This is a genomic window from Pseudomonas sp. AF32 (genome assembly GCF_022342325.2).
GTDB classification, from domain to species: domain Bacteria; phylum Pseudomonadota; class Gammaproteobacteria; order Pseudomonadales; family Pseudomonadaceae; genus Aquipseudomonas; species Aquipseudomonas uvaldensis.
In genome coordinates this window covers 395,668-421,616 of the sequence record NZ_RQJK02000001.1, presented here as the reverse complement: position 1 = coordinate 421,616, position 25,949 = coordinate 395,668, and the positions used below count along the sequence as shown (strand labels likewise).

17 protein-coding genes, 1 tRNA gene and 2 pseudogenes are annotated in these 25,949 nt (G+C 62.2%); 15 read left to right on the top strand and 5 right to left on the bottom strand.

The window, feature by feature from the left end:
• Positions 1 to 22 precede the first annotated feature (22 nt).
• The 6 genes from rbfA to EGM97_RS02015 all read left to right on the top strand — a co-directional run bounded on the left by rbfA (position 23) and on the right by EGM97_RS02015 (position 4,805).
• Complete coding sequence (gene rbfA, locus EGM97_RS02040; protein ID WP_238961624.1) at positions 23 to 418, top strand: 30S ribosome-binding factor RbfA; 396 nt, start codon at positions 23 to 25, stop codon at positions 416 to 418.
• Positions 419 to 421: 3 nt separating this feature from the next.
• Complete coding sequence (gene truB / locus EGM97_RS02035) at positions 422 to 1,339, top strand: tRNA pseudouridine(55) synthase TruB (protein ID WP_238961623.1); 918 nt, start codon at positions 422 to 424, stop codon at positions 1,337 to 1,339.
• A 143-nt stretch (positions 1,340 to 1,482) separates the two neighbouring features.
• Positions 1,483 to 1,752 (top strand): 30S ribosomal protein S15, encoded by a 270-nt coding sequence (gene rpsO / locus EGM97_RS02030; protein ID WP_039592311.1) that lies wholly within the window; start codon positions 1,483 to 1,485, stop codon positions 1,750 to 1,752.
• A gap of 175 nt (positions 1,753 to 1,927) precedes the next feature.
• On the top strand, positions 1,928 to 4,033 hold the full coding sequence (pnp, locus tag EGM97_RS02025) for a polyribonucleotide nucleotidyltransferase (protein ID WP_238961622.1): 2,106 nt from the start codon (positions 1,928 to 1,930) through the stop codon (positions 4,031 to 4,033).
• 125 nt (positions 4,034 to 4,158) lie between these two features.
• Positions 4,159 to 4,234 (top strand) — tRNA-Thr (locus tag EGM97_RS02020).
• A 265-nt stretch (positions 4,235 to 4,499) separates the two neighbouring features.
• Positions 4,500 to 4,805, top strand: coding sequence for a DUF6388 family protein (locus EGM97_RS02015; protein WP_238961621.1), 306 nt, complete (start codon positions 4,500 to 4,502; stop codon positions 4,803 to 4,805).
• A gap of 102 nt (positions 4,806 to 4,907) precedes the next feature.
• Here the strand turns inward: EGM97_RS02015 and nadC are convergent, their stop codons facing one another.
• Complete coding sequence (gene nadC, locus EGM97_RS02010; RefSeq protein WP_238961620.1) at positions 4,908 to 5,756, bottom strand: carboxylating nicotinate-nucleotide diphosphorylase; 849 nt, start codon at positions 5,754 to 5,756, stop codon at positions 4,908 to 4,910.
• 291 nt (positions 5,757 to 6,047) lie between these two features.
• On the opposite strand from nadC, the gene EGM97_RS02005 reads away from it, so the two are divergent.
• The 5 genes and pseudogenes from EGM97_RS02005 to EGM97_RS01985 all read left to right on the top strand — a co-directional run.
• Positions 6,048 to 8,258 carry a DUF1631 domain-containing protein gene (locus EGM97_RS02005; RefSeq protein ID WP_238961619.1) on the top strand — a complete coding sequence of 737 codons (2,211 nt, stop codon included), beginning with the start codon at positions 6,048 to 6,050 and terminating at the stop codon, positions 8,256 to 8,258.
• A gap of 64 nt (positions 8,259 to 8,322) precedes the next feature.
• The gene (gene ampD / locus EGM97_RS02000; protein ID WP_238961618.1) at positions 8,323 to 8,895 is read left to right on the top strand and encodes a 1,6-anhydro-N-acetylmuramyl-L-alanine amidase AmpD; all 573 of its coding nucleotides are present in this window, start codon (positions 8,323 to 8,325) and stop codon (positions 8,893 to 8,895) included.
• Complete coding sequence (gene ampE, locus EGM97_RS01995) at positions 8,892 to 9,728, top strand: regulatory signaling modulator protein AmpE (RefSeq protein WP_238961617.1); 837 nt, start codon at positions 8,892 to 8,894, stop codon at positions 9,726 to 9,728. Before ampD ends, ampE begins: the two co-directional genes overlap by 4 nt.
• A gap of 229 nt (positions 9,729 to 9,957) precedes the next feature.
• A pseudogene (locus tag EGM97_RS01990) lies at positions 9,958 to 11,097 on the top strand (HAMP domain-containing protein); the annotation flags it as partial.
• Between the two features lie 285 nt (positions 11,098 to 11,382).
• Positions 11,383 to 11,955 (top strand): annotated as a pseudogene (locus EGM97_RS01985) (methyl-accepting chemotaxis protein); the annotation flags it as partial.
• 488 nt (positions 11,956 to 12,443) lie between these two features.
• Here EGM97_RS01985 and EGM97_RS01980 read toward each other — a convergent pair.
• A complete protein-coding gene (locus tag EGM97_RS01980) occupies positions 12,444 to 13,220 on the bottom strand; it encodes a TatD family hydrolase (RefSeq protein WP_238961615.1) in 777 nt (258 codons plus the stop codon).
• Between the two features lie 2 nt (positions 13,221 to 13,222).
• The gene (gene cra, locus EGM97_RS01975; protein ID WP_238961614.1) at positions 13,223 to 14,218 is read right to left on the bottom strand and encodes a catabolite repressor/activator; all 996 of its coding nucleotides are present in this window, start codon (positions 14,216 to 14,218) and stop codon (positions 13,223 to 13,225) included.
• 276 nt (positions 14,219 to 14,494) lie between these two features.
• Here cra and ptsP point away from each other — a divergent pair, with 276 nt between their 5' ends.
• The 4 genes from ptsP (at position 14,495) to EGM97_RS01955 (ending at position 21,798) form a co-directional block, all read left to right on the top strand.
• Positions 14,495 to 17,359: a phosphoenolpyruvate--protein phosphotransferase gene (gene ptsP, locus EGM97_RS01970; protein ID WP_238961613.1), complete on the top strand. Its 2,865-nt coding sequence runs from the start codon at positions 14,495 to 14,497 to the stop codon at positions 17,357 to 17,359.
• On the top strand, positions 17,359 to 18,300 hold the full coding sequence (pfkB, locus tag EGM97_RS01965; RefSeq protein ID WP_238961612.1) for a 1-phosphofructokinase: 942 nt from the start codon (positions 17,359 to 17,361) through the stop codon (positions 18,298 to 18,300). Before ptsP ends, pfkB begins: the two co-directional genes overlap by 1 nt.
• Positions 18,301 to 18,314: 14 nt before the next feature.
• Positions 18,315 to 20,057, top strand: a complete 1,743-nt coding sequence (locus EGM97_RS01960; RefSeq protein WP_238961611.1) for a PTS fructose-like transporter subunit IIB — start codon at positions 18,315 to 18,317, stop codon at positions 20,055 to 20,057.
• A 199-nt stretch (positions 20,058 to 20,256) separates the two neighbouring features.
• Positions 20,257 to 21,798: an alkaline phosphatase D family protein gene (locus tag EGM97_RS01955; protein WP_238961610.1), complete on the top strand. Its 1,542-nt coding sequence runs from the start codon at positions 20,257 to 20,259 to the stop codon at positions 21,796 to 21,798.
• Between the two features lie 134 nt (positions 21,799 to 21,932).
• Here the strand turns inward: EGM97_RS01955 and EGM97_RS01950 are convergent, their stop codons facing one another.
• A complete protein-coding gene (locus EGM97_RS01950) occupies positions 21,933 to 24,458 on the bottom strand; it encodes a PepSY domain-containing protein (protein ID WP_238961609.1) in 2,526 nt (841 codons plus the stop codon).
• A gap of 136 nt (positions 24,459 to 24,594) precedes the next feature.
• Complete coding sequence (locus tag EGM97_RS01945; protein ID WP_053152177.1) at positions 24,595 to 25,758, bottom strand: type III PLP-dependent enzyme; 1,164 nt, start codon at positions 25,756 to 25,758, stop codon at positions 24,595 to 24,597.
• Between the last annotated feature and the right edge of the window lie 191 nt (positions 25,759 to 25,949).

Sequence of the window (25,949 nt, the reverse complement as noted above, 5' to 3'; positions counted from 1 at the left end):
GGGCAGTAACAGGTAACAAGACATGGCAAAAGAATATAGCCGTACCCAACGTATCGGCGATCAGATGCAGCGCGAGCTGGCCCAGCTGATCCGTCGCGAAGTCAAGGATCCACGTGTAGGGCTGGTCACCATCACTGCAGTGGAAGTCAGTCGTGACGTCGGTCATGCAAAGATTTTCATCACCGTGATGGGCCAGGACAGCGCCGATGACATCGGCCAGAGCATCAAGGTGCTCAATTCGGCCGCCGGCTTCCTGCGCATGCAGTTGGCCCGGGAAATGAAGCTGCGCAGTGTTCCACAGCTGCATTTCCACTACGACGAAAGCGTCGCGCGGGGTGCCCATCTGTCGGCGCTGATCGAGCGCGCCGTGGCTGAAGACAGCCAGCACGCCGCCGAACCCGAAGACTCCAAGGAGTAACCGGTGGCTCAGGTCAAGCGTATTCGTCGTAACGTGAGCGGTATCATCCTGCTCGACAAGCCGTTGGGGTTCACCTCCAACGCGGCCTTGCAAAAGGTTCGCTGGCTGCTCAACGCCGAGAAGGCCGGGCATACCGGCAGCCTCGATCCGCTGGCCACCGGCGTGCTGCCGTTGTGCTTTGGCGAGGCGACAAAGTTTTCCCAGTACCTGCTCGATTCCGACAAGGGTTACGAGACCCTGGCACAACTGGGCAAGACCACCACCACGGCGGATGCCGAAGGTGAGGTTTTGCGCGAACGTCCGGTGACCGTTGGTCAGGCTGATATCGAAGCGGTGTTGCCGGGATTTCGCGGGCAAATCAGCCAGATACCGCCGATGTACTCCGCGCTCAAGCGTGACGGGCAACCGCTGTACAAGCTGGCCCGTGCAGGCGAAGTAGTGGAGCGTGAACCGCGTTCTGTTACTATTGCGCGCTTGGAATTGCTGGCCTTTGACGGTAATACTGTCCGGCTTGCCGTGGATTGCAGCAAAGGCACCTATATCCGGACCCTGGTGGAGGATATTGGTGAACAGCTCGGCTGTGGTGCGTACGTGGCGGAATTGCGACGGACCCAGGCGGGACCTTTCACGTTGGCCCAGACGGTCACGCTGGAGGAGCTGGAAGCGGCACATGCCGAAGGCGGCAACGAAGCGGTGGACCGTTTCCTGATGCCGTCGGACAGCGGGCTGCTGGACTGGCCGCTGCTGCAGTTCTCGGAACACAGCGCGTTCTACTGGCTCAACGGCCAGCCGGTACGTGCCCCGGACGCGCCGAAGTTCGGCATGGTCCGGGTACAGGATCACACCGGTCGCTTCATCGGTATCGGCGAAGTGAGCGAAGACGGGCGTATTGCGCCGCGTCGACTGATTCGGTCGGAATGACCGGAACCCGCCTGTGTAACAGCAGGCGGGCGAGTGTGGCTGTCAACAGGCACGGTCATCACTCATTTATAGATACAGGGATCTGTCCCTGGCCTGTTGGTACGGTTTCCTCGGAAACGGTACCTTGAGAAGAGGAAAGCCACATGGCACTCAGCGTTGAAGAAAAAGCTCAGATCGTGACCGACTACCAGCAAGCTGTTGGTGATACTGGTTCGCCAGAAGTGCAAGTTGCACTGCTGACCGCCAACATCAACAAACTGCAAGGTCACTTCAAGGCCAACGGTAAAGACCACCACTCCCGTCGTGGTCTGATCCGCATGGTAAACCAGCGTCGTAAGCTGCTGGACTACCTCAAGGGCAAGGACGTTAATCGTTACAGCACCTTGATCGGCCGCCTGGGCCTGCGTCGCTAATCAGCGATTGCGCTATGAGGTTGGTGGTCTGCCAGTTGCCTGCGTTCGCGTCGGTGGCCGGCAGGCTCCCAGCCTCAAGTTTTATCTGGACAGTCGTTGGGCCGATTCCCCGCACTGCCCAAGAATTTCGCAAGAAGACAAGTTTCCCCAAGAGCCACAAAGAAGGTAGGACACCGTGAACCCGGTAATCAAGAAATTCCAGTTCGGTCAGTCGACCGTCACCCTCGAGACTGGCCGTATCGCCCGTCAGGCCTCCGGCGCAGTGCTGGTCACCGTTGACGATGACGTCAGCGTGTTGGTGACCGTCGTCGGTGCCAAGCAGGCTGATCCAGGCAAGGGCTTCTTCCCTCTGTCTGTCCACTACCAGGAAAAGACTTACGCTGCCGGTAAGATCCCTGGCGGTTTCTTCAAGCGCGAAGGTCGTCCTTCCGAGAAGGAAACCCTGACTTCCCGCCTGATCGACCGTCCGATCCGTCCGCTGTTTCCTGAAGGCTTCATGAACGAAGTGCAGGTTGTCTGCACCGTCGTGTCCACCAGCAAGAAGACCGATCCGGACATCGCTGCGATGATCGGTACCTCGGCTGCGCTGGCCATCTCCGGCATTCCTTTCGACGGTCCTATCGGCGCTGCCCGCGTTGCGTTCCACGAAAGCACCGGCTACCTGCTGAACCCGACCTACGAGCAACTGAAGGCGTCGAGCCTGGACATGGTCGTGGCCGGTACTTCCGAAGCCGTGCTGATGGTTGAGTCCGAAGCCAAGGAGCTGACCGAAGACCAGATGCTGGGCGCTGTACTGTTCGCCCACGACGAGTTCCAGGTCGTTATCAACGCCGTCAAGGAGCTGGCCGCCGAAGCCGCCAAGCCAACCTGGACCTGGGCTCCCCAGCCAGAAGCCACCGAGCTGCTGGGCGCGATCCGTGCCGAGTTCGGCGAAGCGATCTCCCAGGCGTACACCATCACCATCAAGGCCGACCGTTACGCGCGTCTGGGCGAGCTGCGTGACCAGGTGGTTGCCAAGTTCTCCGGCGAAGAAGGCCAGCCTTCGGCCAGCGACGTCAAAGCCGCTTTCGGCGAGATCGAATACCGCACCGTTCGCGAAAACATCGTCAACGGCAAGCCACGTATCGATGGCCGCGACACCCGCACCGTACGTCCGCTGAACATCGAAGTCGGCGTGCTGCCCAAGACCCACGGTTCGGCGCTGTTCACCCGTGGCGAAACCCAGGCGCTGGTCGTTGCAACGCTGGGTACCGCCCGTGACGCGCAACTGCTGGACACCCTGGAAGGCGAGAAGAAAGACCCGTTCATGCTGCACTACAACTTCCCTCCGTTCTCGGTGGGCGAGTGTGGCCGCATGGGGGGGGCCGGTCGCCGCGAAATCGGTCACGGCCGTCTGGCCCGTCGTTCGGTTCAGGCCATGCTTCCGGACGCCGACGCGTTCCCGTACACCATTCGCGTGGTTTCGGAAATCACCGAGTCCAACGGTTCGAGCTCCATGGCTTCGGTCTGCGGCGCGTCCCTGGCCCTGATGGATGCCGGCGTGCCGATGAAGGCGCCGGTAGCCGGTATCGCCATGGGCCTGGTGAAGGAAGGCGAGAAATTCGCCGTCCTGACCGACATCCTGGGTGACGAAGACCACCTGGGCGACATGGACTTCAAAGTGGCCGGTACCGCCAAGGGCGTTACCGCACTGCAGATGGACATCAAGATCAAGGGCATCACCGAAGAGATCATGGAAATCGCCCTGGGCCAGGCCCTGGAAGCGCGCCTGAACATCCTCGGCCAGATGAACCAGGTGATCGGTCAGTCCCGTACCGAACTGTCGGAAAACGCTCCGACCATGATCTCGATGAAGATCGACACCGACAAGATCCGTGATGTCATCGGTAAAGGCGGCGCGACCATCCGTGCGATCTGTGAAGAAACCAAGGCTTCGATCGACATCGAAGACGACGGCTCGATCAAGATCTTCGGCGAAACCAAGGAAGCAGCAGAAGCAGCACGCCAGCGCGTCCTGGGTATCACCGCCGAGGCCGAGATCGGCAAGATCTACGTCGGCAAGGTCGAGCGCATCGTCGACTTCGGCGCCTTCGTCAACATCCTGCCAGGCAAGGACGGTCTGGTTCACATCTCCATGCTGAGCGATGCTCGCGTCGAGAAAGTGACCGACATCCTGAAAGAAGGCCAGGAAGTGGAAGTGCTGGTACTGGACGTGGACAACCGCGGCCGTATCAAGCTGTCCATCAAGGACGTAGCAGCCGCCAAGGCATCGGGCGTTTAATCAGCCCTTTGCCTGACCGCTGAACAGCAAAACGCCCCGACTGGTTCGGGGCGTTTTGCTGTGTGGCGAAAATCCTTGCGTCGCCGGTTGCCTGCCCACAGGTGACGATGCTAGGTTTAGCCACCGCCCGTGTAGCTCAGTCGGTAGAGCAGCGCACTCGTAACGCGAAGGTCGCAGGTTCGATTCCTGTCTCGGGCACCAACGCTTCCTTTGTCTATGTGGTGCTGTAGATATTTGTTCAGCGCCTGGCGAGCCAAGTCCCTCATCTTTCTCTTTGACCCCAGTTGTTGCACTGGCTTGCGTCTCTGCTAGGATTCCTTGCCTCAACGAACAATTGCTCTGTTTTCAGATGATCCTCCGAATGGTTCTGAAGGCCAGGTAAACCGGGCTAGTTACGGTTTCCTGTGTCAGAGAGATCCTTGAATGATCCAGATCCATCCCCATTCCTCCGATCAGCGAGAACGACATGACGGCTAAAGAACTGACGCAAGAAGCCAGACACGAAGAAGCCCTGCGCAGGTATGCCCTGGACACGCCTCAGTTGCTGGAGGAAATCAAAGACCTGAGCGCCGAGGATCAGAAAGACCAGATCCAGTGGGCGTTCGAGGACGAGGCCGAGGCCCAGGGGTTGCAGCCTTGGGAACTGACGCTCAAGTACACCAGCACGCCTGAAGAGTTCGAGGCGCAGCGCCTGGCCCTGCACAGGGAGGCGGCCGAGGTGCTGGGTGTGGAGTGGGATGAATACTGCGAGATGAATAACTTAGTCGTTTAGCTACAAGCTACAAGCTACAAGCTACAAGCTACAAGCTACAAGCTACAAGCTACAAGCTTCGAGGCTTTGTCTTGCAGCTTGCAGCTTGCAGCTTGCAGCTGCTCAAAGACTAAGCCGCATCGACAGATCCACCGCCTTCACATCCTTGGTCATTGCCCCGATCGAAATGTAATCCACGCCAGTCTCGGCAATCGGGCGCAATGTGCTTTCGTTGATCCCGCCGCTGGCTTCCAATTTTGCCTTGCCGCCGTTCAGGCGTACGGCTTCGCGCATGTCGTCCAGGCTCAGTTCGTCGAGCATGATGATGTCGGCATCGGCCGCCAGCGCTTCTTTCAGCTCTTCCAGGCTTTCCACTTCGACTTCCACCGGTTTGCCCGGCGCGATCCTGTGGGCGGCGGCAATGGCCTGGGCGATGCCGCCACAGGCTGCGATGTGGTTTTCCTTGATCAGGAAAGCGTCGTAGAGGCCGATGCGGTGGTTATGGCAGCCACCGCAGGTCACGGCGTACTTCTGGGCCAGGCGCAACCCGGGCAGGGTCTTGCGGGTATCCAGAAGCTTGACTTGGGTATCGGCGACGAAGTCGGCCAGGTAGCGAGCTCGGGTAGCGACGCCCGAGAGCATTTGCAGGAAGTTCAGCGCACTGCGTTCGCCGGTCAGCAATGAGCGGGCCGGGCCTTCGAGATGGAATAGCGCTTGATCGGGGCTGACCCGGTCGCCATCGCGCACTTGCCAATGAACCGCGACGCGTGGGTCCAGTTGCCGGAAGACGGCATCGACCCAGGCGGTGCCGCTGACGATCGCCGACTCGCGGGTAATGATGGTGGCCTTGGCCAGGCGTTCGGCGGGGATCAATTGCGCGGTGATGTCGCCGCCGCCGATGTCTTCGAGCAACGCACGGCGCACATTGGCTTCGATTTCGGCGGTCAGGTCGGCGAGACGTAGGTTCGGCATAGCGGGCTCCACAAACAAAGTGGCCCGATTATAGGGCCAGCGCCCTGTCCCACAAGCATTGTTCCTTCCCGACGGCGGATGTGTCCGTCATGCCGTCTGAGCCGGTTGGCCTGCATTTGGTCGGCTCCACGCAACATTTTCCCGATTTCCCGGTCACTTATTGCGATGTATTTCGAGCTGGGTCACAGAGTCCTCTGGTGCGACGGGGTTCTTTTACCAGATAATCCGCCTTTCGATTGACGTCATGGCTTTGACGTTGCCAACCGAAGAACACCGTTTCAGGAGGCCAGGATGCACAATGACGGGAATGTAGTGCCCTTGCACAAGGTTTCTACCGATCAGGCGAACCGTTCGCCGCTCGCCCGTTTGCCTGTCATTCTGCTTCAGGTTCGCGACAAGGCTGCCCAGCAGTTGCGCCTTGGTCTGCAGGAACTGTTCGATAACGCCGACGACACCCTGTTCGAAATGGCCGACCGGGCGCGTAACGATGTCGAGCAGAACCTGTTCTTCGAAGCCATGCGGGACGTGCGGCTCAAGCGCAAGAGTATCGAGCGCGAGTTCATTGATCAGTTTTTCGAAGCGTTCGTCAGGCTCGCCCAGTACGACGTGACCCAGGCGACACTGGCTCCCGCTGTGGCCGGCCCTCAGATCCAGTCGAGCCACGACGACCTGGAGCGCCATCTGGCGGTGGAGGCCATGGTCACCCGCGTACTTGGCCGCGATGGGACGTCGCTTGATCAGCTGACGGCCCGGCTCAGCGCGTTGCTGGCTCGGCCGATGACCAACGCCCAGAATCCCCTGAGCCCGGCACTGCTGTGCGAAAACTTCCTGCAGGCCGGCCGCAACCTGGGGGTGGAGATCAAGGTCAAGCTGATCCTGCTCAAGCTGTTCGAGCGCTATGTGCTCAGCGAGTGCGACCGGTTCTATGCCGAGGCCAATCAATTGTTGGCCGCCACAGGCATCTTGCCGGACCTCAAGATTTCGCCTTCCCGGCGTGCCTCGGATCGCAACGACGATACTCCACAAACCGCGCCAGAGAGAACGGCCAGGCCAACCGCCGCCGACGTTGATGACAGCGTGCAGGAAGTATTCGCTGCGTTGCAGAAGCTGCTGATGCAGGTGCGCGGCAGCGTCGCGCCGACCCTGGAGCCCAGCGCGCCCGCGCAGCCGATTTCGACCCGTGACCTGCTGCGGCTGCTCTCTCATTTGCAGCAGTACGTGCCGGCGCCCACCCAGCAGGACGAGTTCGATCTGCGCAGCCAGCTTGAACAACTGCTCACCCGCGTCAGTGTCAAGAGCGGCAAATCGCGGGTGGTCGAAGGTGCCGATGAAGATGTGATCAACCTGATCGCGATGATGTTCGAGTTCATCCTCGATGACCATAACCTGCCGGACTCCCTCAAGGCGCTGATCGGTCGCCTGCAAATTCCGATGCTCAAGGTGGCGGTGCAGGACAAGAGTTTCTTCAGCCGTGGCAACCATCCGGCCCGTCGTCTGCTCAATGAAATCGCCGCCGCGGCCATGGGCTGGGGTGCCTGCGACGATCACCAGCGTGACAGCCTTTACCTGCGCATCGAACAGGTGGTGCAGCGTCTGTTGAATGATTTCGTCGATGACCCGGCAATTTTCTCCGAAGTATTGGCGGATTTCCTGGCCTTCACCAGCGATGAGCGACGCCGCTGCGAGCTGCTTGAACAGCGCATCCGGGACGCGGAAGAGGGGCGGGCCAAGGCCGAACTGGCGCGTCAACGGGTCGAGGGCGCGTTGAACCAGGTGATGCTCGGCAAGACGCTGCCTCAGGCGGTGGTGGAGTTTGTGCAACAGGCCTGGAGCCAGGTGCTGTTGCTGACAGGTTTCAAGCACGGTGAGGATTCGCAGGAGTGGCGGGCCGACGTGTTGACCCTGGAGCAGTTGATCTGGAGCGTCCAGGCTCACGATGAGCCCGACGCTGGCCTTCGGCTGTTGGCCATGGTGCCGGAGTTGCTCAAGGCGTTGCGCGAAGGGTTGAGCCGTTCGGCTTTCGACCCGTTCGCGACCAGCGAATTTTTCAGTGAGCTGGAAGTCCTGCATGTGCAGGCCCTGCAGCGTATGGGCCAGGCGACGGAACAAGCCCAGTCGTCCGACTCGCCAGCCATGGTCGAGGTCTCGGAGAAAATTGTCCTGCGCCCCACGCACAAGGCACCTGCCGATAACATGGCGGTGCGCTTGCCGGCCGATGACGTGGGCCTGCTTCAGGTCGACCAGTTGCGCCTGGGAAGCTGGGTCGAGTTCCAGGAAGATGAGGAAAACAGCTTGCGCTGCAAGTTGGCGGCAATCATCGAAAGCACCGGCAAATACGTGTTCGTCAACCGCACCGGCCTCAAGGTGCAGGAGCACAGCCGTACCAGTCTGGCGCTGGAGTTCCGCCGTGGCGCGGCGCGGGTATTGGACGACACCTTGTTGTTCGACCGGGCTCTGGAGTCGGTGTTGGGTAATCTGCGGCAACTCAATCGCGGCAAGTGATCGCACAGTCCGGACCGATCACGGCATACTGACGGTATTCATCGTCGTCATCGAAGGAACCTGTATGCAGCTGGACCCCGTGAGCGGGTGGTGCGAAGGCGCGCGTCATTGCCCCTCGCCCAACTTCAATGCGCGCCCCGAGGGCGAGATCTCCCTGCTGGTGATCCATAACATCAGCCTTCCACCGGCCCAGTTCGCCACGGGCAAGGTCCAGGAATTCTTTCAGAATCGTCTGGATGTCACGGAACACCCCTACTTTGAAGGTATCGCCGACCTGCGCGTGTCCGCGCATTTCCTGATCGAGCGGGACGGCGTCGTCACCCAATTTGTTTCCTGCCTGGAGCGGGCATGGCATGCCGGGGTTTCGTGCTTCGAAGGCCGGGAGACCTGTAACGATTTTTCCATTGGCATCGAGCTGGAAGGTACCGACGATCTGCCTTACACCGACGCGCAATATGCCGCCCTGGTAGACCTGACTCGGCAGTTGCAGGCGGCGTTCAGCTCGATCACCGTGGAGCGTATCTGCGGGCACAGCGACATCGCTCCGGGGCGCAAGACCGATCCGGGTCCGGCATTCGACTGGGCGCGCTATCGCGGGGCTCTAACAGGGGCGCTGACAGAAGGAAAAGGACAATGAGTTTTCTGGTATTGCTGCTGGCCATCTGGATCGAGAAGTTCTCGGCCTTGCGCCAGCGTATCCAGCGCGACGGCGGGTGGCTGCGGGAGTTGAACAGGCTCGAGACGAGCCCGCGTTGGGGCAATCGGCCTTGGCTGGTGTTGATCGTGATGGTCGTGTTCCCGGTGGCAGTGCTGGCGTTATTGTTGTGGGTGCTGGAACCGGTGGCCTATGGTCTGCTGGCGCTGCCGGTACACTTGCTGGTGGTGATTTACAGTCTGGGGCGTGGGGATCTGCTGGCCGACCTGGGGCCGTTTCGCGATGCCTGGCGGCGGGAAGACCTGCAAGCAGCGACCCATGTGGCCAAGCGTGATCTGGCTATCGAGGCGGACACGGGCGAGCAACTGCTGGATCGGGTCCAGGCACATCTGTTGTGGCAGGCCTACCAGAGCTTCTTCGCGGTGATTTTCTGGTACTTCCTGCTGGGCCCGGTGGCGGCTCTGAGCTATCGCCTGCTGGCGCTGGCCGCCGGACACAGCCAGAACCCCGGCGTAGCCGAGCGGGCGGCGCAACTGCGTCATGCCTTCGACTGGGTGCCGGTGCGGCTGTTGGCGGCCAGTTTCGCCCTGGTGGGCAACTTCGTGGCGGTCAGCCGGATCATGTTGCATGAACTGCTGAACTGGAACATCAGTGCCGCTCAGCTGATCGATAAGGTGGGGCTCGCCGCCGGAGAGATTTCCCTACCCGTGGCCGGGCCGGATGGCATCAACAGCCTGGATCGGCTCTGGGAGTTGCTGTTGCGTGCGGCGGTGCTTTGGTACGCCGGGTTTGCGTTGTGGACCGTGCTGGCCTGAACAAACGAGTGCATTCCTGTGTGGCGAAGGGATTTATCCCCTCGCCACAGAAACGGGTTGAGCTGGCTCGTTAACCTTAAGTTACAAATCTTCCCTTCGATTTAGGCTATACAGGGACAGCGCCACAAATAGTGGCTTTCTGCTGTCTCTGTGCGTGCGCCCATAACAATAAAAACACTAACCGGGAGGCTTCCTTGTGAAGAGTTTGCTCTGGCCCGCCGTCGCCCTGATGAATCGCCTGAGCTTCGGCATGAAGTTCAGCCTGATCAGTGTGCTGTTCCTGCTGCCGATGCTGGTGACCAACTTCTTTCTGGTGCGCGACTCCTACCGTGAATTCCAGGGCACCCAAGTGGAATTGCAGAGCCTCGACCTGCTGGGCGGCAGCCTGGCCCTGCGCCGCGATCTGGAAACCCTGAATAACCTGGTGCAGATCAATGCCAGCCTGGGCCAATCCGGCAAGGCCGGTGATGTGGAGGCAAAGATCGGTACGCTCGAGCAACAAGTCCTCACCCGCCTGCAGGGCATGACTGCCATGGCCGTGGAGCCCGAGCACGTAGCGGCCTTCGATGCCAAGCGCGACGAAATGACCGCCGCGTTCAAGGCCCAGCAGGCCGAAAGCTCCTTGCAGAGTAAAAGTGCCCTGATCGGCAAGCTGCTCAACAGCGCGCAGATGTTCAGCCAGATCATCGCCAGCCAGGCAGGCCTCAGTCGTGACGGCCAGGGCGATATCCGCCAGCTCAGCGAGTTGATCACCGCCGTGACCCCCAACGTGACCCAGGTATTGGGCGAAGGTCGTGCGCTGGGTGCTTCGTCGTTGGGGCTTGGGTTCCTTAATTCGGCGTCCAGCACCCGGTTCGACGAATTGCTGGTGCAGATCGAAAAGCTCCAGGGCGAATACGACTTGAAGCTGCAGGACGCCCTGGGTTCCAGTCGGGCGGCGGGACAAGCATTGGCTGAGCCGGCAGGGGCCAGCAAGAACTCCCTCAAGAAGGCGGCGGAGCTGATCGAAGAGCAGGTGGTGATGGCCGATACCCTAGATGCACCCTGGCCGGCCTTCTACGATCAGATCAGTGCATTGATGGAGCAGACTTACCGGCTGAACGAGGCGACTCAGGCGTTCCTTGGCGTCCAGTTGCAACACCGGCTGGAACAGAACCGCAGCCACATGGTGCTGCAAGCCGTGGCGCTGGCGGCGGTGTTTTTGCTGATTTTTTATTTGTATGCCGGGTTCTATGCCTCGACCCGCACCACGTTGCAACACTTGGGGCAAATGATGGACAAAGTGGCGGCGGGGGACATGACGGTCAATTTCGTGGCCCGCAGCAAGGATGAATTGGGTGAGTTGGGCGAGGTGTTCAATGGTACGGTCGCGAAGATTCATGACCTGATCGAGCAGGTCGGTCGCACCGTCGCTGAGGTCGAACATCAGGCCGGACAAGTGGAAACGGTATCGGCGCAGAGCAACCAGGCGGTTGCCGGCCAACGCAGCCAGATCGAGCTGGTAGCCACGGCGATGAACCAGATGTCCGCTACCGCCCAGGAAGTGGCTCGCAGCGCGGCCGCCGCGGTCAGCAGCGCCCACAGTGTGAACGACGAAACCCTCAGTGGCCGTGGGCTGGTGGAGTCCCAGCAAGGCAGCATCGCCCGGCTGGCCAGTGAGATCGACCAGTCGGTTCAGGTGATCAATCAATTGGCGACTGACAGCCAGTCCATCAGCCGCGTGCTGGACGTGATAAAAAGCATCGCCGAACAGACCAACTTGCTGGCCCTCAACGCCGCCATCGAAGCGGCTCGGGCGGGCGAGCAAGGCCGTGGCTTTGCCGTGGTGGCGGACGAGGTGCGGACACTGGCCAAGCGGACCCAGCAATCGACCGAAGAAATCGAAGCGATGATCAGTCGGCTACACAGCGGCGTGGGCGCAGCCGTCAGGGCGATGGGCACCAGTCATGAAATGGCCAGCGGCACGGTGGGGCAGTCGGAAAAGGTCCAACAGGCCCTGGAAAATATTCTCGGTGCCGTCGGAATGATTGTCGACCAGAACCAGCAGATCGCCGCCGCCGTGGAGCAGCAGACAGCCGTGGCCCACGACATCGATCAGAACATCGTCGAAATCAACCGCGCCGGCGAACGCACCGCCGAAGGCGCGCACCAGACGGAAGACGCCAGCCGGGAACTGTCTGCCCAGGTGGTGCGGCTCAAGCAATTGATCAATGCGTTTCGGGTGTAGCTGTTCCAGTGTGGGAGCGAGCCTGCTCGCGATAGCGGACTGATGATTGACCGGGGGCATATCCATTACTGCGGTGACGACCACTTGCGGTTTCGCCCTGACGGCGACCTACTTTCTTTCAAACGCCAAAGAAAGTAGGCAAAGAACGCTCCGCCCCAGCGTACGGCCCCTCGCCAAGGCTCGGGGTTCCTTCGCTCCGGCATTCATCAGGGGGCATCGGCTCCGGTCCGCTGCGCTTGACCTCCACTCGATGGGTTCGACTGCGTCGAACGGCGCTGCGCGCCATCCCCCTGATGAACGCCTGCGCTCAGCCTTCCGAAGGGGCGGGTAGATCAAAAGCCGCGGCGCGGCCTATGGCTCGACACGGCTCTTGAAGGCATACACCGGCCCATTGTGGGAGCGGGCTTGCTCGCGAAGGCGATGGGTCAGTCGATGCAAATGTTGAATGACAGACCGCAATCGCGAGCAGGCTCGCTTCCACAGGTTTTTTACCAACCGAATAATTGGCGGGCGTTGGCTGTGCTGGCCTCGGCCAGCTGCTCAGGATCAACTGACATAATCTGCGCCAATGCCTCGCAAATGGCTGGCAGATGCGCCGGGCTGTTGCGCTGGCCCGCAAACATCGCCGGGGCCATGTCCGGTGAGTCGGTTTCCAGCACCACGGCGTCGAGGGGCAGTTTCGCCAATACCCGGTGCATGCGCAGGGCCTGGGGCCAGGTCGCGGCGCCGCCCAAGCCGAGCTTGAAACCGAGCTTGATGTATTCGCGGGCCTCTTCAAAACTGCCGGCGAAGGCATGGATGATCCCGGCGCGTTTAACGTCGATGCGTTTGAGGGTAGCGATCACCGCCGCATGGCTGCGGCGCACGTGGATCAGCGCCGGCAGCTCGAACTCTGCCGCCAGGTGCAGTTGCGCTTCGAACAGCGTTTGCTGGCGCTCGCGGTCCAGGGTTTCGATGTAGTAATCCAGGCCGATTTCCCCCACCGCACACAGTTGCCGATGCCCGGCCAGGCGGTTCAGCCAGTCCCGCAACTGCGTGAGATCGTCAGCGCCATGCTGATTGAGGTACACCGGATGCAGGCCCAGCGCGGCGTGCAGGTCCGGGTCGCTTTGCACCAGGTCCCAGACACGCTGCCAGTTGTCTCGATACACCCCCAGCACCACCATCTGGCGAACCCCCAGGGCACGGCTTTCGGCCAGCAGTGCCGGGCGGTCCGCGTCGAAGTCGGGAAAGTCCAGGTGGGTGTGGGTGTCGATCAGTTCCATGGTCAGCCTGGATGGATGCGCTGCTTGAATGTCCGCGCGATGGCCTGCACGCCGGGTTGGTATTGATCGTTCTCGATGGCCGCCAGGGCCAGCTCCAGTGCTTTGTCGGCGATCAGTTGGTGCTGCTGGGACATGGCATTGACCGGCAACGGCAGGAAGTCCAACAGTTGCGTGTCGCCAAATGTGCCCAGGCGTAGCGGGCGGGATTTGAGCGGAAAGTCGTGCAGTGCGTCGAACACCCCTTGCAGCAGGACGTAAGAGGTGGTGATCAGCGCATCGGGGAGGCGACCCAGGCGCTGGAGCATTTCTTCCATCAATTGGCGACCGCATTCGCGGCTGAACGATTCGCCCTGTTCGATCAACACCTGGCCGTCGAACCCCGTCAAGGCTTCACGGAAACCCGCGGCCCGTTCCTGGCTGATGCTCAGTTCGGGGCGGGCGCCGATCAGGGCGATCTGCCGGGGCTGGGTTTCCAACAGACTGCGGGTCAATTGCAGGCTGGCCTGGCGATCGTCGCTGATCACCGAGCAGAAGCGGGCGGGTTCCATCACCCGGTCGATGGCGATAATCGGAATGCCCTTGGCCTGCAACTGGTGATAACTGTCATCGCCTGCCGGCAGGCAACTGGCAACGATCAGCGCATCGCAGCGGCGGGCGCGGAACAGTTGCAAGAGCTGCCGCTCGCTGTCGGGCGCGTCGTCGGAGCTGGCGATCAGCAGCTGATAGCCTTGCGCCCGGGCGCCCTGTTCCAGCAGCTTGGCGATGCGGGCGTAACTGGGGTTCTCCAGATCCGGCAGGATGAAGCCCAGCGTACGGGTGTGCCGACTGCGCAGCCCGGCGGCCTGGGGGTTGGGCGTGAAGCCATGTTCCTCGACCACCGCACGGACCCGTTCGACAGTCGCGTTGCTGATGCGTTGCTGTTCGGCCTTGCCGTTGATGACGTAGCTGGCGGTGGTGACGGACACACCGGCCAACTGGGCGATATCACTGAGTTTCAACCCGGTTTTCCTTGTGTTTTCGAGGTTGCCGCGACAATGAGCAGCCATCCTACCCGATTCAGCGTGACAGACGCTTTCGACAAGTTGCACTTCAAGGATGAAAGATTATCGAGTAACGTGCCATTCTTTCTAGATTAAACGTTTCAGCAAGCGTATTTTCTAGCTTAGCAGGCTTTTTTGGCCGTTCTGCCGCGATACCGCCAAAAGCCATCCTGTAACGCTAAGCTGTCATTCAAAACAATACCTGGCGCCCTCCGACGCCAAAAAGGAGAAAGCATGCTCGAGCTCAATCCAGAGCAGATTTCCATGGCCCAGACGGCTGTGGATAAAGCCGCCGCGCTGCAATTGCTCGCTGACAAACTGGTTGCCGATGGCCTGGTGGCCGAGGGGTATCTCGCCGGCTTGCAGGCCCGCGAAGCGCAGGGCTCGACCTTTCTTGGCCAAGGTATCGCCATTCCCCACGGCACTCCTGAAACCCGCGACCTGGTTCATGCGACTGGCGTACGTTTGTTGCAGTTCCCCGACGGCGTGGATTGGGGCGATGGTCAAATCGTTTACCTGGCAATCGGTATCGCGGCCAAATCCGACGAGCATCTGCGTCTTTTGCAACTGTTGACCCGCGCCCTCGGTGAGACCGATCTGGGCCAGGCCCTGCGCCGTGCCAGTTCCGCCGAGGCGTTGTTGAAATTGCTGCAAGGTGCGCCACAGGAACTGGCCCTGGATGCGCAGATGATCGGCCTGGGCGTATCGGCCGACGATTTCGAAGAACTGGTCTGGCGTGGCGCTCGCCTGCTGCGCCAGGCCGATTGCGTGAGCAATGGGTTTGCCGGCGTCTTGCAGCAGGTCGACGCGCTGCCCCTGGGGGACGGCTTGTGGTGGCTGCACAGTGAGCAGACCGTCAAGCGTCCGGGCCTGGCGTTCGTTACGCCGGACAAGCCCATCCGCTACCTCGGCCAGCCCCTGAGCGGTCTGTTTTGTCTCGCCAGCCTTGGCGAGGCTCACCAGGCGTTGCTGGAACGGCTCTGTGCCTTGTTGATCGAAGGCCGCGGCCACGAATTGGGCCGCGCCACGAGCAGCCGCAAGGTGCTGGAAGTATTGGGCGGTGAACTGCCTGCCGACTGGCCCAGCGCCCGCATCGGTCTGGCCAACGCCCATGGTTTGCATGCCCGTCCGGCGAAGATTCTGGCGCAACTGGCGAAAAGCTTCGAAGGCGAGATTCGCGTACGCATCGTCGACGGCCAGGACAGCGCGGTGTCGGCCAAAAGCCTGAGCAAGTTGCTGAGCCTGGGGGCCCGTCGTGGTCAGGTGCTGGAATTCATCGCTGAGCCGACCATTGCTGCCGATGCGTTGCCGGCCCTGCTGGCCGCCATCGAGGAAGGCCTTGGCGAAGACGTTGAACCGTTGCCTGCGCCCAGTGCTGCGCAGGAGTCCACCCTGGCCGAAGTGGCGACCGTTGTCCTGGCGCCTGAATCCGGCAGCGTGATCCAGGCGGTGCCTGCTGCTCCCGGTATCGCCATCGGGCCGGCCCACGTCCAGGTCCAGCAGGCCATCGATTATCCGCTGCGCGGCGAGTCGGCGGCCATCGAGCGCGAGCGTCTGCAAAATGCCTTGAATCAGGTGCGCCGTGATATCGAAGGGCTGATCGAGCGCGCCAAGGCCAAGGCCATCCGCGAAATCTTCGTGACCCACCAGGAAATGCTCGACGATCCGGAGCTGACCGATGAAGTCGACACCCGTTTGAAGCTGGGTGAGAGCGCGCAAGCGGCGTGGATGGGCGTGATCGAAGCCGCCGCGAAAGAACAGGAAGCCTTGCAGGACGCACTGCTCGCCGAACGGGCCGCCGACCTGCGGGACGTGGGCCGCCGGGTGCTGGCGCAATTGTGTGGCGTCGAAACGCCGAACGAACCCGATCAACCCTATATTCTGGTGATGGACGAGGTCGGTCCGTCCGATGTGGCGCGTCTGGACCCGACCCGAGTGGCGGGGATTCTGACGGCGCGCGGCGGCGCCACCGCCCACAGCGCGATTGTCGCCCGAGCCCTGGGTATCCCGGCTCTGGTGGGCGCCGGTGAAGCGGTGTTGCTGCTGGCACCGGGCACGTCGCTGCTGCTCGACGGCCAGCGCGGTCGCCTGCACGTGGACCCGGACGCAGCCACCCTGCAACGGGCCGCCGAAGAACGGGATACCCGCGAGCAGCGCCTCAAGGTCGCTGCCGAACAGCGTCACCAACCCGCGCTGACCCGCGACGGGCACCCGGTGGAAGTGTTCGCCAACATCGGCGAAAGCGCCGGCGTCGCCAGCGCGGTGGAGCAGGGCGCCGAAGGCATCGGCCTGCTGCGCACCGAACTGATTTTCATGGCCCATACCCAGGCACCGGACGAAGCCATCCAGGAAGCCGAATACCGCAAGGTGCTCGATGGTCTGGCCGGTCGGCCGCTGGTGGTGCGCACCCTCGATGTGGGGGGCGACAAGCCGCTGCCCTATTGGCCGATCGCCAAGGAAGAAAACCCTTTCCTCGGCGTACGCGGCATTCGTCTGACCCTGCAACGCCCGCAGATCATGGAAGCGCAACTGCGTGCCTTGCTGCGTTCGGCGGACAACCGTCCGTTGCGGATCATGTTCCCGATGGTTGGCAGCGTCGAGGAGTGGCGCCAGGCCCGGGACATGACCGAGCGCCTGCGCCTGGAAATCCCGGTGGCGGACCTGCAACTGGGGATCATGATCGAAGTACCGTCCGCCGCGTTGCTGGCGCCGGTGTTGGCCAAGGAAGTCGATTTCTTCAGCGTAGGCACCAACGACCTGACCCAATACACCCTGGCCATCGATCGTGGTCACCCAAGCCTTTCGGCCCAGGCCGATGGCCTGCATCCGGCGGTGTTGCAACTGATCGACATCACCGTGCGCGCCGCCCATGCCCATGGCAAGTGGGTCGGTGTGTGCGGTGAGCTGGCGGCCGACCCGCTGGCGGTGCCGGTGCTGGTAGGCCTGGGTGTGGATGAGCTGAGCGTGTCGGCCCGCAGCATCGCCGAGGTCAAGGCACGGGTGCGCGAGCTGAGCCTCGAACAGGCACAAAACCTTGCCCGCGAGGCCTTGGCCGTGGGCAGCGCCAATGACGTGCGCGCATTAGTGGAGGCGCTGTAATGGCGAAGATTCTTACCCTGACCCTCAACCCGGCGCTCGACCTCACGGTGGAACTCGTGCGCCTGGAACCCGGCCAGGTCAACCGCAGCGATGCCATGCACAGCCACGCCGCCGGTAAAGGCGTGAACGTGGCCCAGGTCCTGGCCGACCTGGGGCATACGCTGACCGTCAGCGGTTTTCTCGGCGAAGACAACGCCCAGGCGTTCGAGACGCTGTTCGCCCAGCGCGGCTTCGTCGATGCCTTTATCCGGGTGCCCGGTGAAACCCGTAGCAACATCAAGTTGGCCGAGCAGGACGGGCGCATCACCGATCTCAATGGTCCCGGCCCGATGGTCGACGAGGCCGCGCAACAAGCCTTGCTGGCGCGACTGGACCAGATCGCCCCGGAGCACGATGTCGTGGTGGTGGCGGGCAGTTTGCCCCGAGGTGTCAGTCCACAATGGTTGCAGGGACTGGTCATGCGCTTGAAAAGCCTCGGCCTGAAAGTGGCCCTCGACACCAGCGGCGAAGCGTTGCGCGTCGCGCTGGCGGCCGGCCCCTGGCTGATCAAGCCGAACACCGAGGAGCTGGCCGATGCGCTGGGCTGCGAGGTGGTGACGGAGCGGGCCCAGGCACACGCGGCCCAACGGCTGCACACCGAGGGCGTCGAACATGTGGTGATTTCCCACGGTGCCGAGGGTGTGAACTGGTTCAGTGGCGGTTCGGCGCTGCACGCTTCGCCGCCCAAGGTCACCGTTGCCAGCACCGTGGGCGCCGGGGACTCACTGCTGGCGGGCATGCTGCATGGCCTGCTCGGAGTCCACACTCCGGAGCAGACCCTGCGTACCGCAACGGCCATCGCCGCCATGGCTGTTACACAGATCGGTTTTGGCATCCACGACACCGCGTTGCTGGCGTCGCTTGAACAGGGCGTGCGCGTGCGCTCCCTGACAGAACAATAAGAGGGTTCGCAAGAATGAAATTAGCCATTGTGACGGCCTGCCCGAACGGCATGGTCACCAGTGTGTTGTGCGCCCGCCTGCTGGACGCGGCGGCCCAGCGCCAGGGATGGAGCACCAGCGTCGAAGTCCACGATGCGGCCCATCCGGAACGCCAATTGTCGGCGGCTACCCTTGAAGCGGCCGAATGGGTCCTGCTGGTTGCCAGCGGCCCGGTGGATTTGTCGCGGTTCGTCGGCAAACGCCTGTTCCGCAGCACCCCGTCCCAGGCGCTGCAGGATGTCGACTCACTGTTGCGCCGCGGTGCCGAAGAGGCCCAGGTGCTGCGCGAGACGGATGTCCTGGAAGAACCCCCGGCGGTATCGAGCGAGCGTGCCCCACGCGTCGTCGCGATCACCGCGTGCCCGACCGGCGTCGCCCACACCTTCATGGCGGCCGAAGCCTTGCAGCAGGCGGCGGCGAGGTTGGGGTACGACCTTCAAATCGAAACCCAGGGTTCGGTGGGGGCGCGCAATCCGTTGAGCCCCCAGGCTATCGCGGATGCGGACGTGGTGCTGCTGGCCACCGACATCGAGGTCGCCACGGAGCGTTTCGCCGGCAAGAAAATTTACCGTTGCGGCACCGGGATCGCCTTGAAACAGGCTGAAGCCACGCTGAAAAAAGCCCTGGCTGAAGGTCGGCAGGAAAGCGCATCGGGCGCCGGTGCGGAACCGGTGAAGTCGGAAAAGACTGGCGTTTACAAACACTTGTTGACCGGCGTGTCGTTCATGCTGCCCATGGTGGTGGCAGGTGGTTTGTTGATCGCGTTGTCGTTTGTGTTCGGCATTACTGCGTTCAAGGAACCCGGCACGCTGGCGGCAGCGTTGATGCAGATCGGCGGCGACACCGCCTTCAAATTGATGGTGCCACTGTTGGCCGGTTACATCGCCTATTCCATCGCTGACCGGCCGGGCCTGGCACCGGGAATGATTGGCGGGATGCTGGCGAGCACCCTGGGCGCCGGCTTCATCGGTGGCATCATCGCCGGCTTCCTGGCCGGCTATGCGGCCAAGGCGATCAACCGTTATGCCCGCCTGCCCCAGAGCCTGGAAGCCCTCAAGCCGATCCTGATCATTCCGCTGCTGGCGAGCCTGTTCACGGGCCTGGTGATGATTTATGTGGTGGGCAAACCGGTGGCGGGCATGCTGGAAGGCCTGACCCATTTCCTCGACAGCATGGGGACCACCAATGCGATTCTGCTGGGTGTGTTGCTGGGGGCGATGATGTGCGTCGACCTTGGCGGGCCGATCAACAAGGCAGCCTATGCGTTTTCGGTGGGCCTGTTGGCTTCGCAGAGTTATGCACCGATGGCTGCGACCATGGCCGCCGGCATGGTGCCGCCGATTGGCCTGGGCATCGCGACGTTCATCGCCCGCCGCAAGTTCGCCCAGACCGAGCGCGAGGCCGGCAAGGCGGCCCTGGTGCTGGGGCTGTGCTTCATCTCCGAAGGCGCCATTCCCTTTGCCGCCAAGGACCCGCTGCGAGTGATCCCCGCCAGCATCGCCGGTGGCGCGTTGACCGGTGCAATGTCGATGTACTTTGGCTGCAAACTCATGGCGCCCCATGGCGGCCTGTTCGTGATGCTGATCCCCAATGCCATCAACCATGCGCTGCTGTACTTGCTGGCCATCGTGGCGGGGAGCCTGCTGACCGGCGTGGCATATGCGCTGCTCAAGCGGCCGGAAACGGTGGAGATGGCGTTGGAGCCGGCCAAAGCCTGATCAGTTTCCCAGGCAATGAATGCCCCTGTGGGAGCGAGCCTGCTCGCGATGGCGGTGTATCAGTCGACAGCTCTGTTATCTGACACTCCGCTATCGCGAGCAGGCTCGCTCCCACAATGGTTTTAGGGGGTATTCAAAAGACCTGTCACACCCGATTAACACAGCCATGGTTTAGTTTCCCCATTTCAGGGAGAGCACCATGAGCGAATTCGATCCGAGCCGTCGTCGTGTCATGCAAGCCGTGGGGGCGGGGTTGTTGTTGCCGGGGTTGGCACCGGCGGTGATTGCCTCGGTGAAAGATCGTCCGGTGCTCACCGATGGCGTGCAGTCAGGCGACTTGAGGGGCGACCGGGCGATGATCTGGAGTCGCTGCGACCGGCCGGCGCGGATGGTGGTGGAGTGGGACACCCGCAGCCGCTTCCACAACCCCCGACGGTTTGTCTCGCCCTTGGCCGACAGCCGCAGCGATTTCACCGCCCGGGTCGAGCTGACCGGGTTGCCGCGCGACCAGGCGATTTTCTACCGCGTACGATTCGAGGATGCCCAGACCGGGATTGCCAGCGAGCCCTGGTTCGGTCACCTGCGCAGCGTGCCGCAATTCAAGCGCAACATCCGTTTTGTCTGGAGCGGCGACACCGTCGGCCAGGGGTTCGGGATCAACCCGGACATCGGCGGCATGCGCATCTACGAAGCCATGCGCTTGCGTCTGCCGGACTTCTTCATCCACAGCGGTGACACCATCTATGCCGACGGCCCGGTGCCCGCACAGATCACCGTCGAAGGTGGCCGTGTCTGGCGCAATCTGACCACCGAAGCCAAGAGCAAGGTCGCCGAGACCCTGGATGAGTATCGCGGTAACTATCGCTACAACCTGATGGACGAAAACGTGCGGCGCTTCAACGCCGAGGTGCCGCAGATCTGGCAATGGGACGACCACGAAGTAGTCAACAACTGGTCGCCGGGCAAGCAACTGGACGAGCGCTACCAGACCAAGGATATCCAGAGCCTGGTAGGCCGGGCGCGACAAGCCTGGCTGGAATACGCGCCGATGCGCCTGCAAAAGGCCGACGGCGGCGGGCGGATCTACCGCAAGCTCGGCTATGGGCCGATGCTGGACGTGTTCGTGCTGGACATGCGCAGCTACCGCGGCGCCAATGACGCCAACCTGGGGGCGGCGAAGCCTTTCCTGGGCCGCGAACAGTTGAATTGGCTCAAGCGTGAGCTCAAGCAGTCCCGTGCCCAATGGAAAGTCATCGCCGCCGACATGCCCGTTGGCCTGGGTGTGCCGGATGGCGAAGTCAGCCCTGGCGTGCCGCGCTGGGAGGCCGTGGCCAACGGCGACCCCGGCGAGGCCCAGGGCCGTGAAGTTGAGATCGCCGAGCTGTTGGGGTATTTGCGCAAGCATCAGGTGCGCAACTACGTCTGGCTGACCGCGGATGTGCATTACTGCGCCGCCCATCACTATCACCCGGAACAGGCAGCGTTCCAGGATTTCGAACCGTTCTGGGAGTTCGTCGCCGGGCCGTTGAACGCTGGCAGCTTCGGCCCCAATGCCCTGGACAAGACCTTCGGCCCCGAAGTGGTATTCCAGAAAGCCCCACCGGCCCAGAACACCTCACCGTTTGCCGGGTACCAGTTTTTTGGCGAGGTGAACATCGACGGGCAGAGTGGGGAGATGAGCGTGGTGTTGCGGGACCTTGCAGGCGTGGCGGTGTTTGAGAAGAAGTTGCAGCCGGTCTGAATGTCCGCCGCAAATCGAGCCCCTGTGGGAGCGGGCTTGCTCGCGAAGGCGTTGGGTCAGTCAGCGGTTCGTTGCCTGAAACTTCGCTTTCGCGAGCAAGCCCGCTCCCACAAAGGATCGTGTTGCCTGGGCCATCAGTAAACGTCCCGCCGGTACCGTCCCTGCTCGATCAACCGCTCCACCTCCTCGGCCCCCAACACGTCGTGGAGCACCTGATCCACCCCTGAGGCCATGCCCTGCAGGCTGCCACAGACGTAGATCACCGCGCCGTCGGCCAACCATTGCTTGAGCAGCGCAGCGGATTCCAGCAGGCGGTGCTGGACGTAGACTTTCTGTTCCTGGTCCCGGGAGAACGCCAGGTCCAGGCGTTCCAGGTCGCCCGAAGTCACCCATTCTTGCAGCTCATCGCGGCAATGGAAGTCGTGTTCACGCTGACGCTCGCCATACAGCAGCCAGTTGCGCTGCATGCCTTGGGCGATACGGGCCTTGAGCAGGCTGCGCAGGCCCGCCAGGCCCGTGCCGTTGCCCAGCAGGATCATCGGCACGCCCTGGGGCGGCAGGTGGAAACCGCTGTTGCGGCGTATCCGCAGGGTGATGGTGCCGCCCAGCGGAGCGTACTCGGTGAGCCAACCGGAGCCAATGCCCAGGCTGCCGTCGGCGTGACGTTCCTGGCGTACGATCAGTTCGAGTACGCCATCGGCCGGGATCGAGGCGATGGAATACTCCCGAATCGCCAAGGGGGCCAGCGCATCCAGCAGCGCCTGGGCATGCAAACCCACCAGGTGGGCACGATTCTCCGGCAACTGGCGGCCGGCCAACGCTTGTTCCAGACTTTGAGGCAGACCATCGACCTGCACGCGAGCGTTGCCGGCGATGCCCAGGCCGTCGAGGAAATGCTCGATGGCCCACAGATCATTGCGTGGCATGACTTGCACCAGGTCACCGGCCAGCCAACTGCCGGGCCCAGGGGCGGTGAGGCCCAGCAGGTACACGCCCGACCCGCAGCTGTCGGGGTTGAGCAAGGTGCGCTGGCTCAGTGTCCAGTTCTCGAAGTCCGGCGCTTTCCAGGTTTCCAGTGGGGCCTGGCCGGTGAGTTCGGCCAGTTGTTGTTGCCAATGGCGCAAGGCATAAGGATCGCCGCTGTCGACTTCGACCGGGGCGAACAGGGTCTTGCCGCCATGCTCGGCCAGCCACGCATGCAAGCGCCGGGCGAAGCCGCAGAAGTTTTCGTATTGCCGATCCCCGAGGCCCAGCACTGCATATTGCAAACGCTCCAGGCTCAGGGCGCGACCCAGCACCTTGCGTTCGAACCCCCGTGCGCTGTCTGGTCCTTCGCCGTCGCCAAAGGTGCTGACCACGAACAAGGCGTGGGTGCAATGGCTCAAGTCCTGTTCGCTGACAGCCGCCAAGGGCTGGACCTTCACCGGCAGCCCGGCGGCCTGGAGTTGGCCGGCGGTCTGCCAGGCCAGTTGCTCGGCGAAACCGCTCTGGCTGGCGAAGCCGATCAACCAGGCCGGCGCGTCGCCGGGGCGGGTGACCAGCGCCTGGCGAGCCTGCCTGGCCTGGCGTTTCTTGCGGCGTCGATCCAGGTACAGCAACCAACCGGTGATGAAGAACAACGGCATGGTCAGTGCGGCAACCGTCACGAGGATCCGCCCGACCAGACCGAAATAGCTGCCTACGTGCAGGGCATAGACGCTGGTCAACAGCTGGGCCTTGAGGCTCTTGTCGCTATAGCGGCTGTGGCGGCTGATAGCGCCGGTGGCCGGGTCAAGCATGAGCTGGTTCAGCGCCCGGTCATGCGGCGAGTTCTTCAGCAAGTAGAACACCGTCGCCGGTTGCCCGGCTACCGGTGGCATGCGCACGTTGTAGGAAGACAGGTCCGGACCGGCGGCGCTGTAGATGCTGCTCCACATGGCCCGGTAATCGGCCACCGGCGGCGTTCCTTCCGGCGCCGGGCCTCGGTTGCGCACCCGCTCGTCCTTGGGCGAGTCGGACAGCAGGCGGGTCACGCCTTTGTTGTACCACTCGTAGGACCAGGTCAGGCCGGTCAACGCCGCCAGCAGGTAAAACAGCAGGCACCAGGTGCCGGCCACCGAATGCAGGTCCCAGTTGAAACCGCGGCCTTTCTTCGCCCAATCGAGGGTGAGCCAGGCGCGCCAGTTTTTCCATTGGCGCGGCCAGCGCAGGTAAAGACCGGACAGGCAAAAGAACACCAGGATCAGCGTGCATGCGCCGGTGATCTGCCGACCCACGTCTTCCAGGGCCAGGATGCGGTGCAGCTTGAGCAACAGGACGAAGAAATCCTGGCCCACCACATCGCCCACGAACTGGCCGTTGTACGGATCGAAGTAACGTATCGCCCCGCGTTTTTCACCGGGCGGGGCGGTGAAGATCGCCCGTGCGGCGTTGCCGCTGTCGATCTCGACCCAGAGCATGGCAACGGTTTTGCCCGAGGCGGCTTCGATCTGCTCCACCAATTCGGCGGGCGGCAGGACGCCGGCCGGTTGTTTTTCGACCGTCAGCACGTGTGGGTTCAACGCCCGCAGGATCTCGTCCTGGAACGATACCGCCGCACCGGTAATGCCCATGAACGCCAGCACCAGCCCGGCACTGATGCCGAAAAACCAGTGCAACTGGAACAGGGTTTTCTTCAACACGTCGCCCGCCTTGTTCAATCAATACTGTTCATCACGGCGCGCATTATGCCGTGTGTTATCGAGAAGCATTCATAAACACGTAAAAAAGCCCCGCTCATTTGATGGGCGGGGCTTTCGGGGCCAGGCGAGCGACGGGTTAAACGTAGAACGACTTCAGCGGCGGGAAGCCATTGAACTCCACGGCGCTGTAGCTGGTGGTGTAGGCACCGGTCGACAGCCAGTACAAACGGTCACCGATCGCCAGGTTCAGCGGCAGGCCGTACTTGTAGTTTTCGTACATGATGTCGGCGCTGTCGCAGGTCGGGCCGGCGATGACCACTTCTTCCATCTCGCCTTTCTTCTCGGTCCAGATCGGGAACTTGATGGCTTCGTCCATGGTTTCGATCAGGCCGGAGAACTTGCCCACGTCGGTGTACACCCAACGCTCGACGGCGGTACGGGATTTACGCGCCACCAGCACCACTTCGCTCACCAGAATACCGGCGTTGGCGATCAGCGAACGGCCCGGCTCGAGGATGATTTCCGGCAGGTCGTCGCCGAAGTCTTCCTTGAGGAAGCGGATGATTTCCTCGGCGTAGGTTTCCAGGCTATTGGTGCGAGTGATGTAGTTGGCCGGGAAGCCACCGCCCATGTTGATCAGCTTCAGTTCGATGCCGTCTTCTTCTTTCAGGCGCTCGAAGATCACCTTGACCTTGGCAATCGCCGCGTCCCAGACGCTGATATCGCGTTGTTGCGAGCCGACGTGGAATGAGATGCCGTAGGGCACCAGGCCCAGGTCGCGGGCCAGGATCAGCAGGTCCATGGCCATGTCGGTCTGGCAGCCGAATTTGCGCGACAGCGGCCAGTCAGCGGTGGTCGAGCCTTCGGTGAGGATGCGCACGTAGACTTTCGAACCCGGTGCGGCCTTGGCGATGTTGCGCAAGTCGGCTTCGGAGTCGGTGGCGTACAGGCGCACGCCCTTGTCGTAGAAGTAGCGGATGTCCTTGGACTTCTTGATGGTGTTGCCGTAGCTGATCTGATCCGGGCGTACGCCACGGCTCAGGACCTTGTCCAGCTCATAGATCGAGGCGATGTCGAAGTTCGAGCCTTTTTCCTTGAGCAGGTCGATGATTTCCACCGCCGGGTTGGCCTTGACGGCGTAGTAGACCTTGGCGAATTCGAAACCAGCGCGCAGGTCGTCATAGGCCTGGGCGATCATCGCGGTGTCGATCACCACGAACGGGGTTTCCTGCTTGTCGGCGAACGCCTTCATTTTCTGAAAGGTATCGCGCGCGAAATAATCTTCGACCTGGATCGACATACGTTGGGACTCCTACTGGCAAACATCAGGATCAATGGGTGTGAAGGCTGGCAGCCTTCGTGAACGTCCTCCGTATCCCCACTTTGGTTCGCCTACTTCCCAAGGCATGTCGCCGAAAGCAAAAAGGCCATGGGATGCGTGCATCCCTTGGCCTTGCTGTCTCGTCGTCAGTACTTGAGCCGGATGGATCG

Bases quoted from the DNA above. Each gene is read 5' to 3' on its own strand.
- rbfA (WP_238961624.1), top strand. From the start codon at position 23: ATGGCAAAAGAATATAGCCGTACCCAACGTATCGGCGATCAGATGCAG.
- rpsO (WP_039592311.1), top strand. From the start codon at position 1,483: ATGGCACTCAGCGTTGAAGAAAAAGCTCAGATCGTGACCGACTACCAG.
- EGM97_RS02015 (WP_238961621.1), top strand. From the start codon at position 4,500: ATGACGGCTAAAGAACTGACGCAAGAAGCCAGACACGAAGAAGCCCTG.
- nadC (WP_238961620.1), bottom strand. From the start codon at position 5,756: ATGCCGAACCTACGTCTCGCCGACCTGACCGCCGAAATCGAAGCCAAT.
- EGM97_RS02005 (WP_238961619.1), top strand. From the start codon at position 6,048: ATGCACAATGACGGGAATGTAGTGCCCTTGCACAAGGTTTCTACCGAT.
- ampD (WP_238961618.1), top strand. From the start codon at position 8,323: ATGCAGCTGGACCCCGTGAGCGGGTGGTGCGAAGGCGCGCGTCATTGC.
- ampE (WP_238961617.1), top strand. From the start codon at position 8,892: ATGAGTTTTCTGGTATTGCTGCTGGCCATCTGGATCGAGAAGTTCTCG.
- EGM97_RS01980 (WP_238961615.1), bottom strand. From the start codon at position 13,220: ATGGAACTGATCGACACCCACACCCACCTGGACTTTCCCGACTTCGAC.
- ptsP (WP_238961613.1), top strand. From the start codon at position 14,495: ATGCTCGAGCTCAATCCAGAGCAGATTTCCATGGCCCAGACGGCTGTG.
- pfkB (WP_238961612.1), top strand. From the start codon at position 17,359: ATGGCGAAGATTCTTACCCTGACCCTCAACCCGGCGCTCGACCTCACG.
- EGM97_RS01960 (WP_238961611.1), top strand. From the start codon at position 18,315: ATGAAATTAGCCATTGTGACGGCCTGCCCGAACGGCATGGTCACCAGT.
- EGM97_RS01955 (WP_238961610.1), top strand. From the start codon at position 20,257: ATGAGCGAATTCGATCCGAGCCGTCGTCGTGTCATGCAAGCCGTGGGG.
- EGM97_RS01945 (WP_053152177.1), bottom strand. From the start codon at position 25,758: ATGTCGATCCAGGTCGAAGATTATTTCGCGCGCGATACCTTTCAGAAA.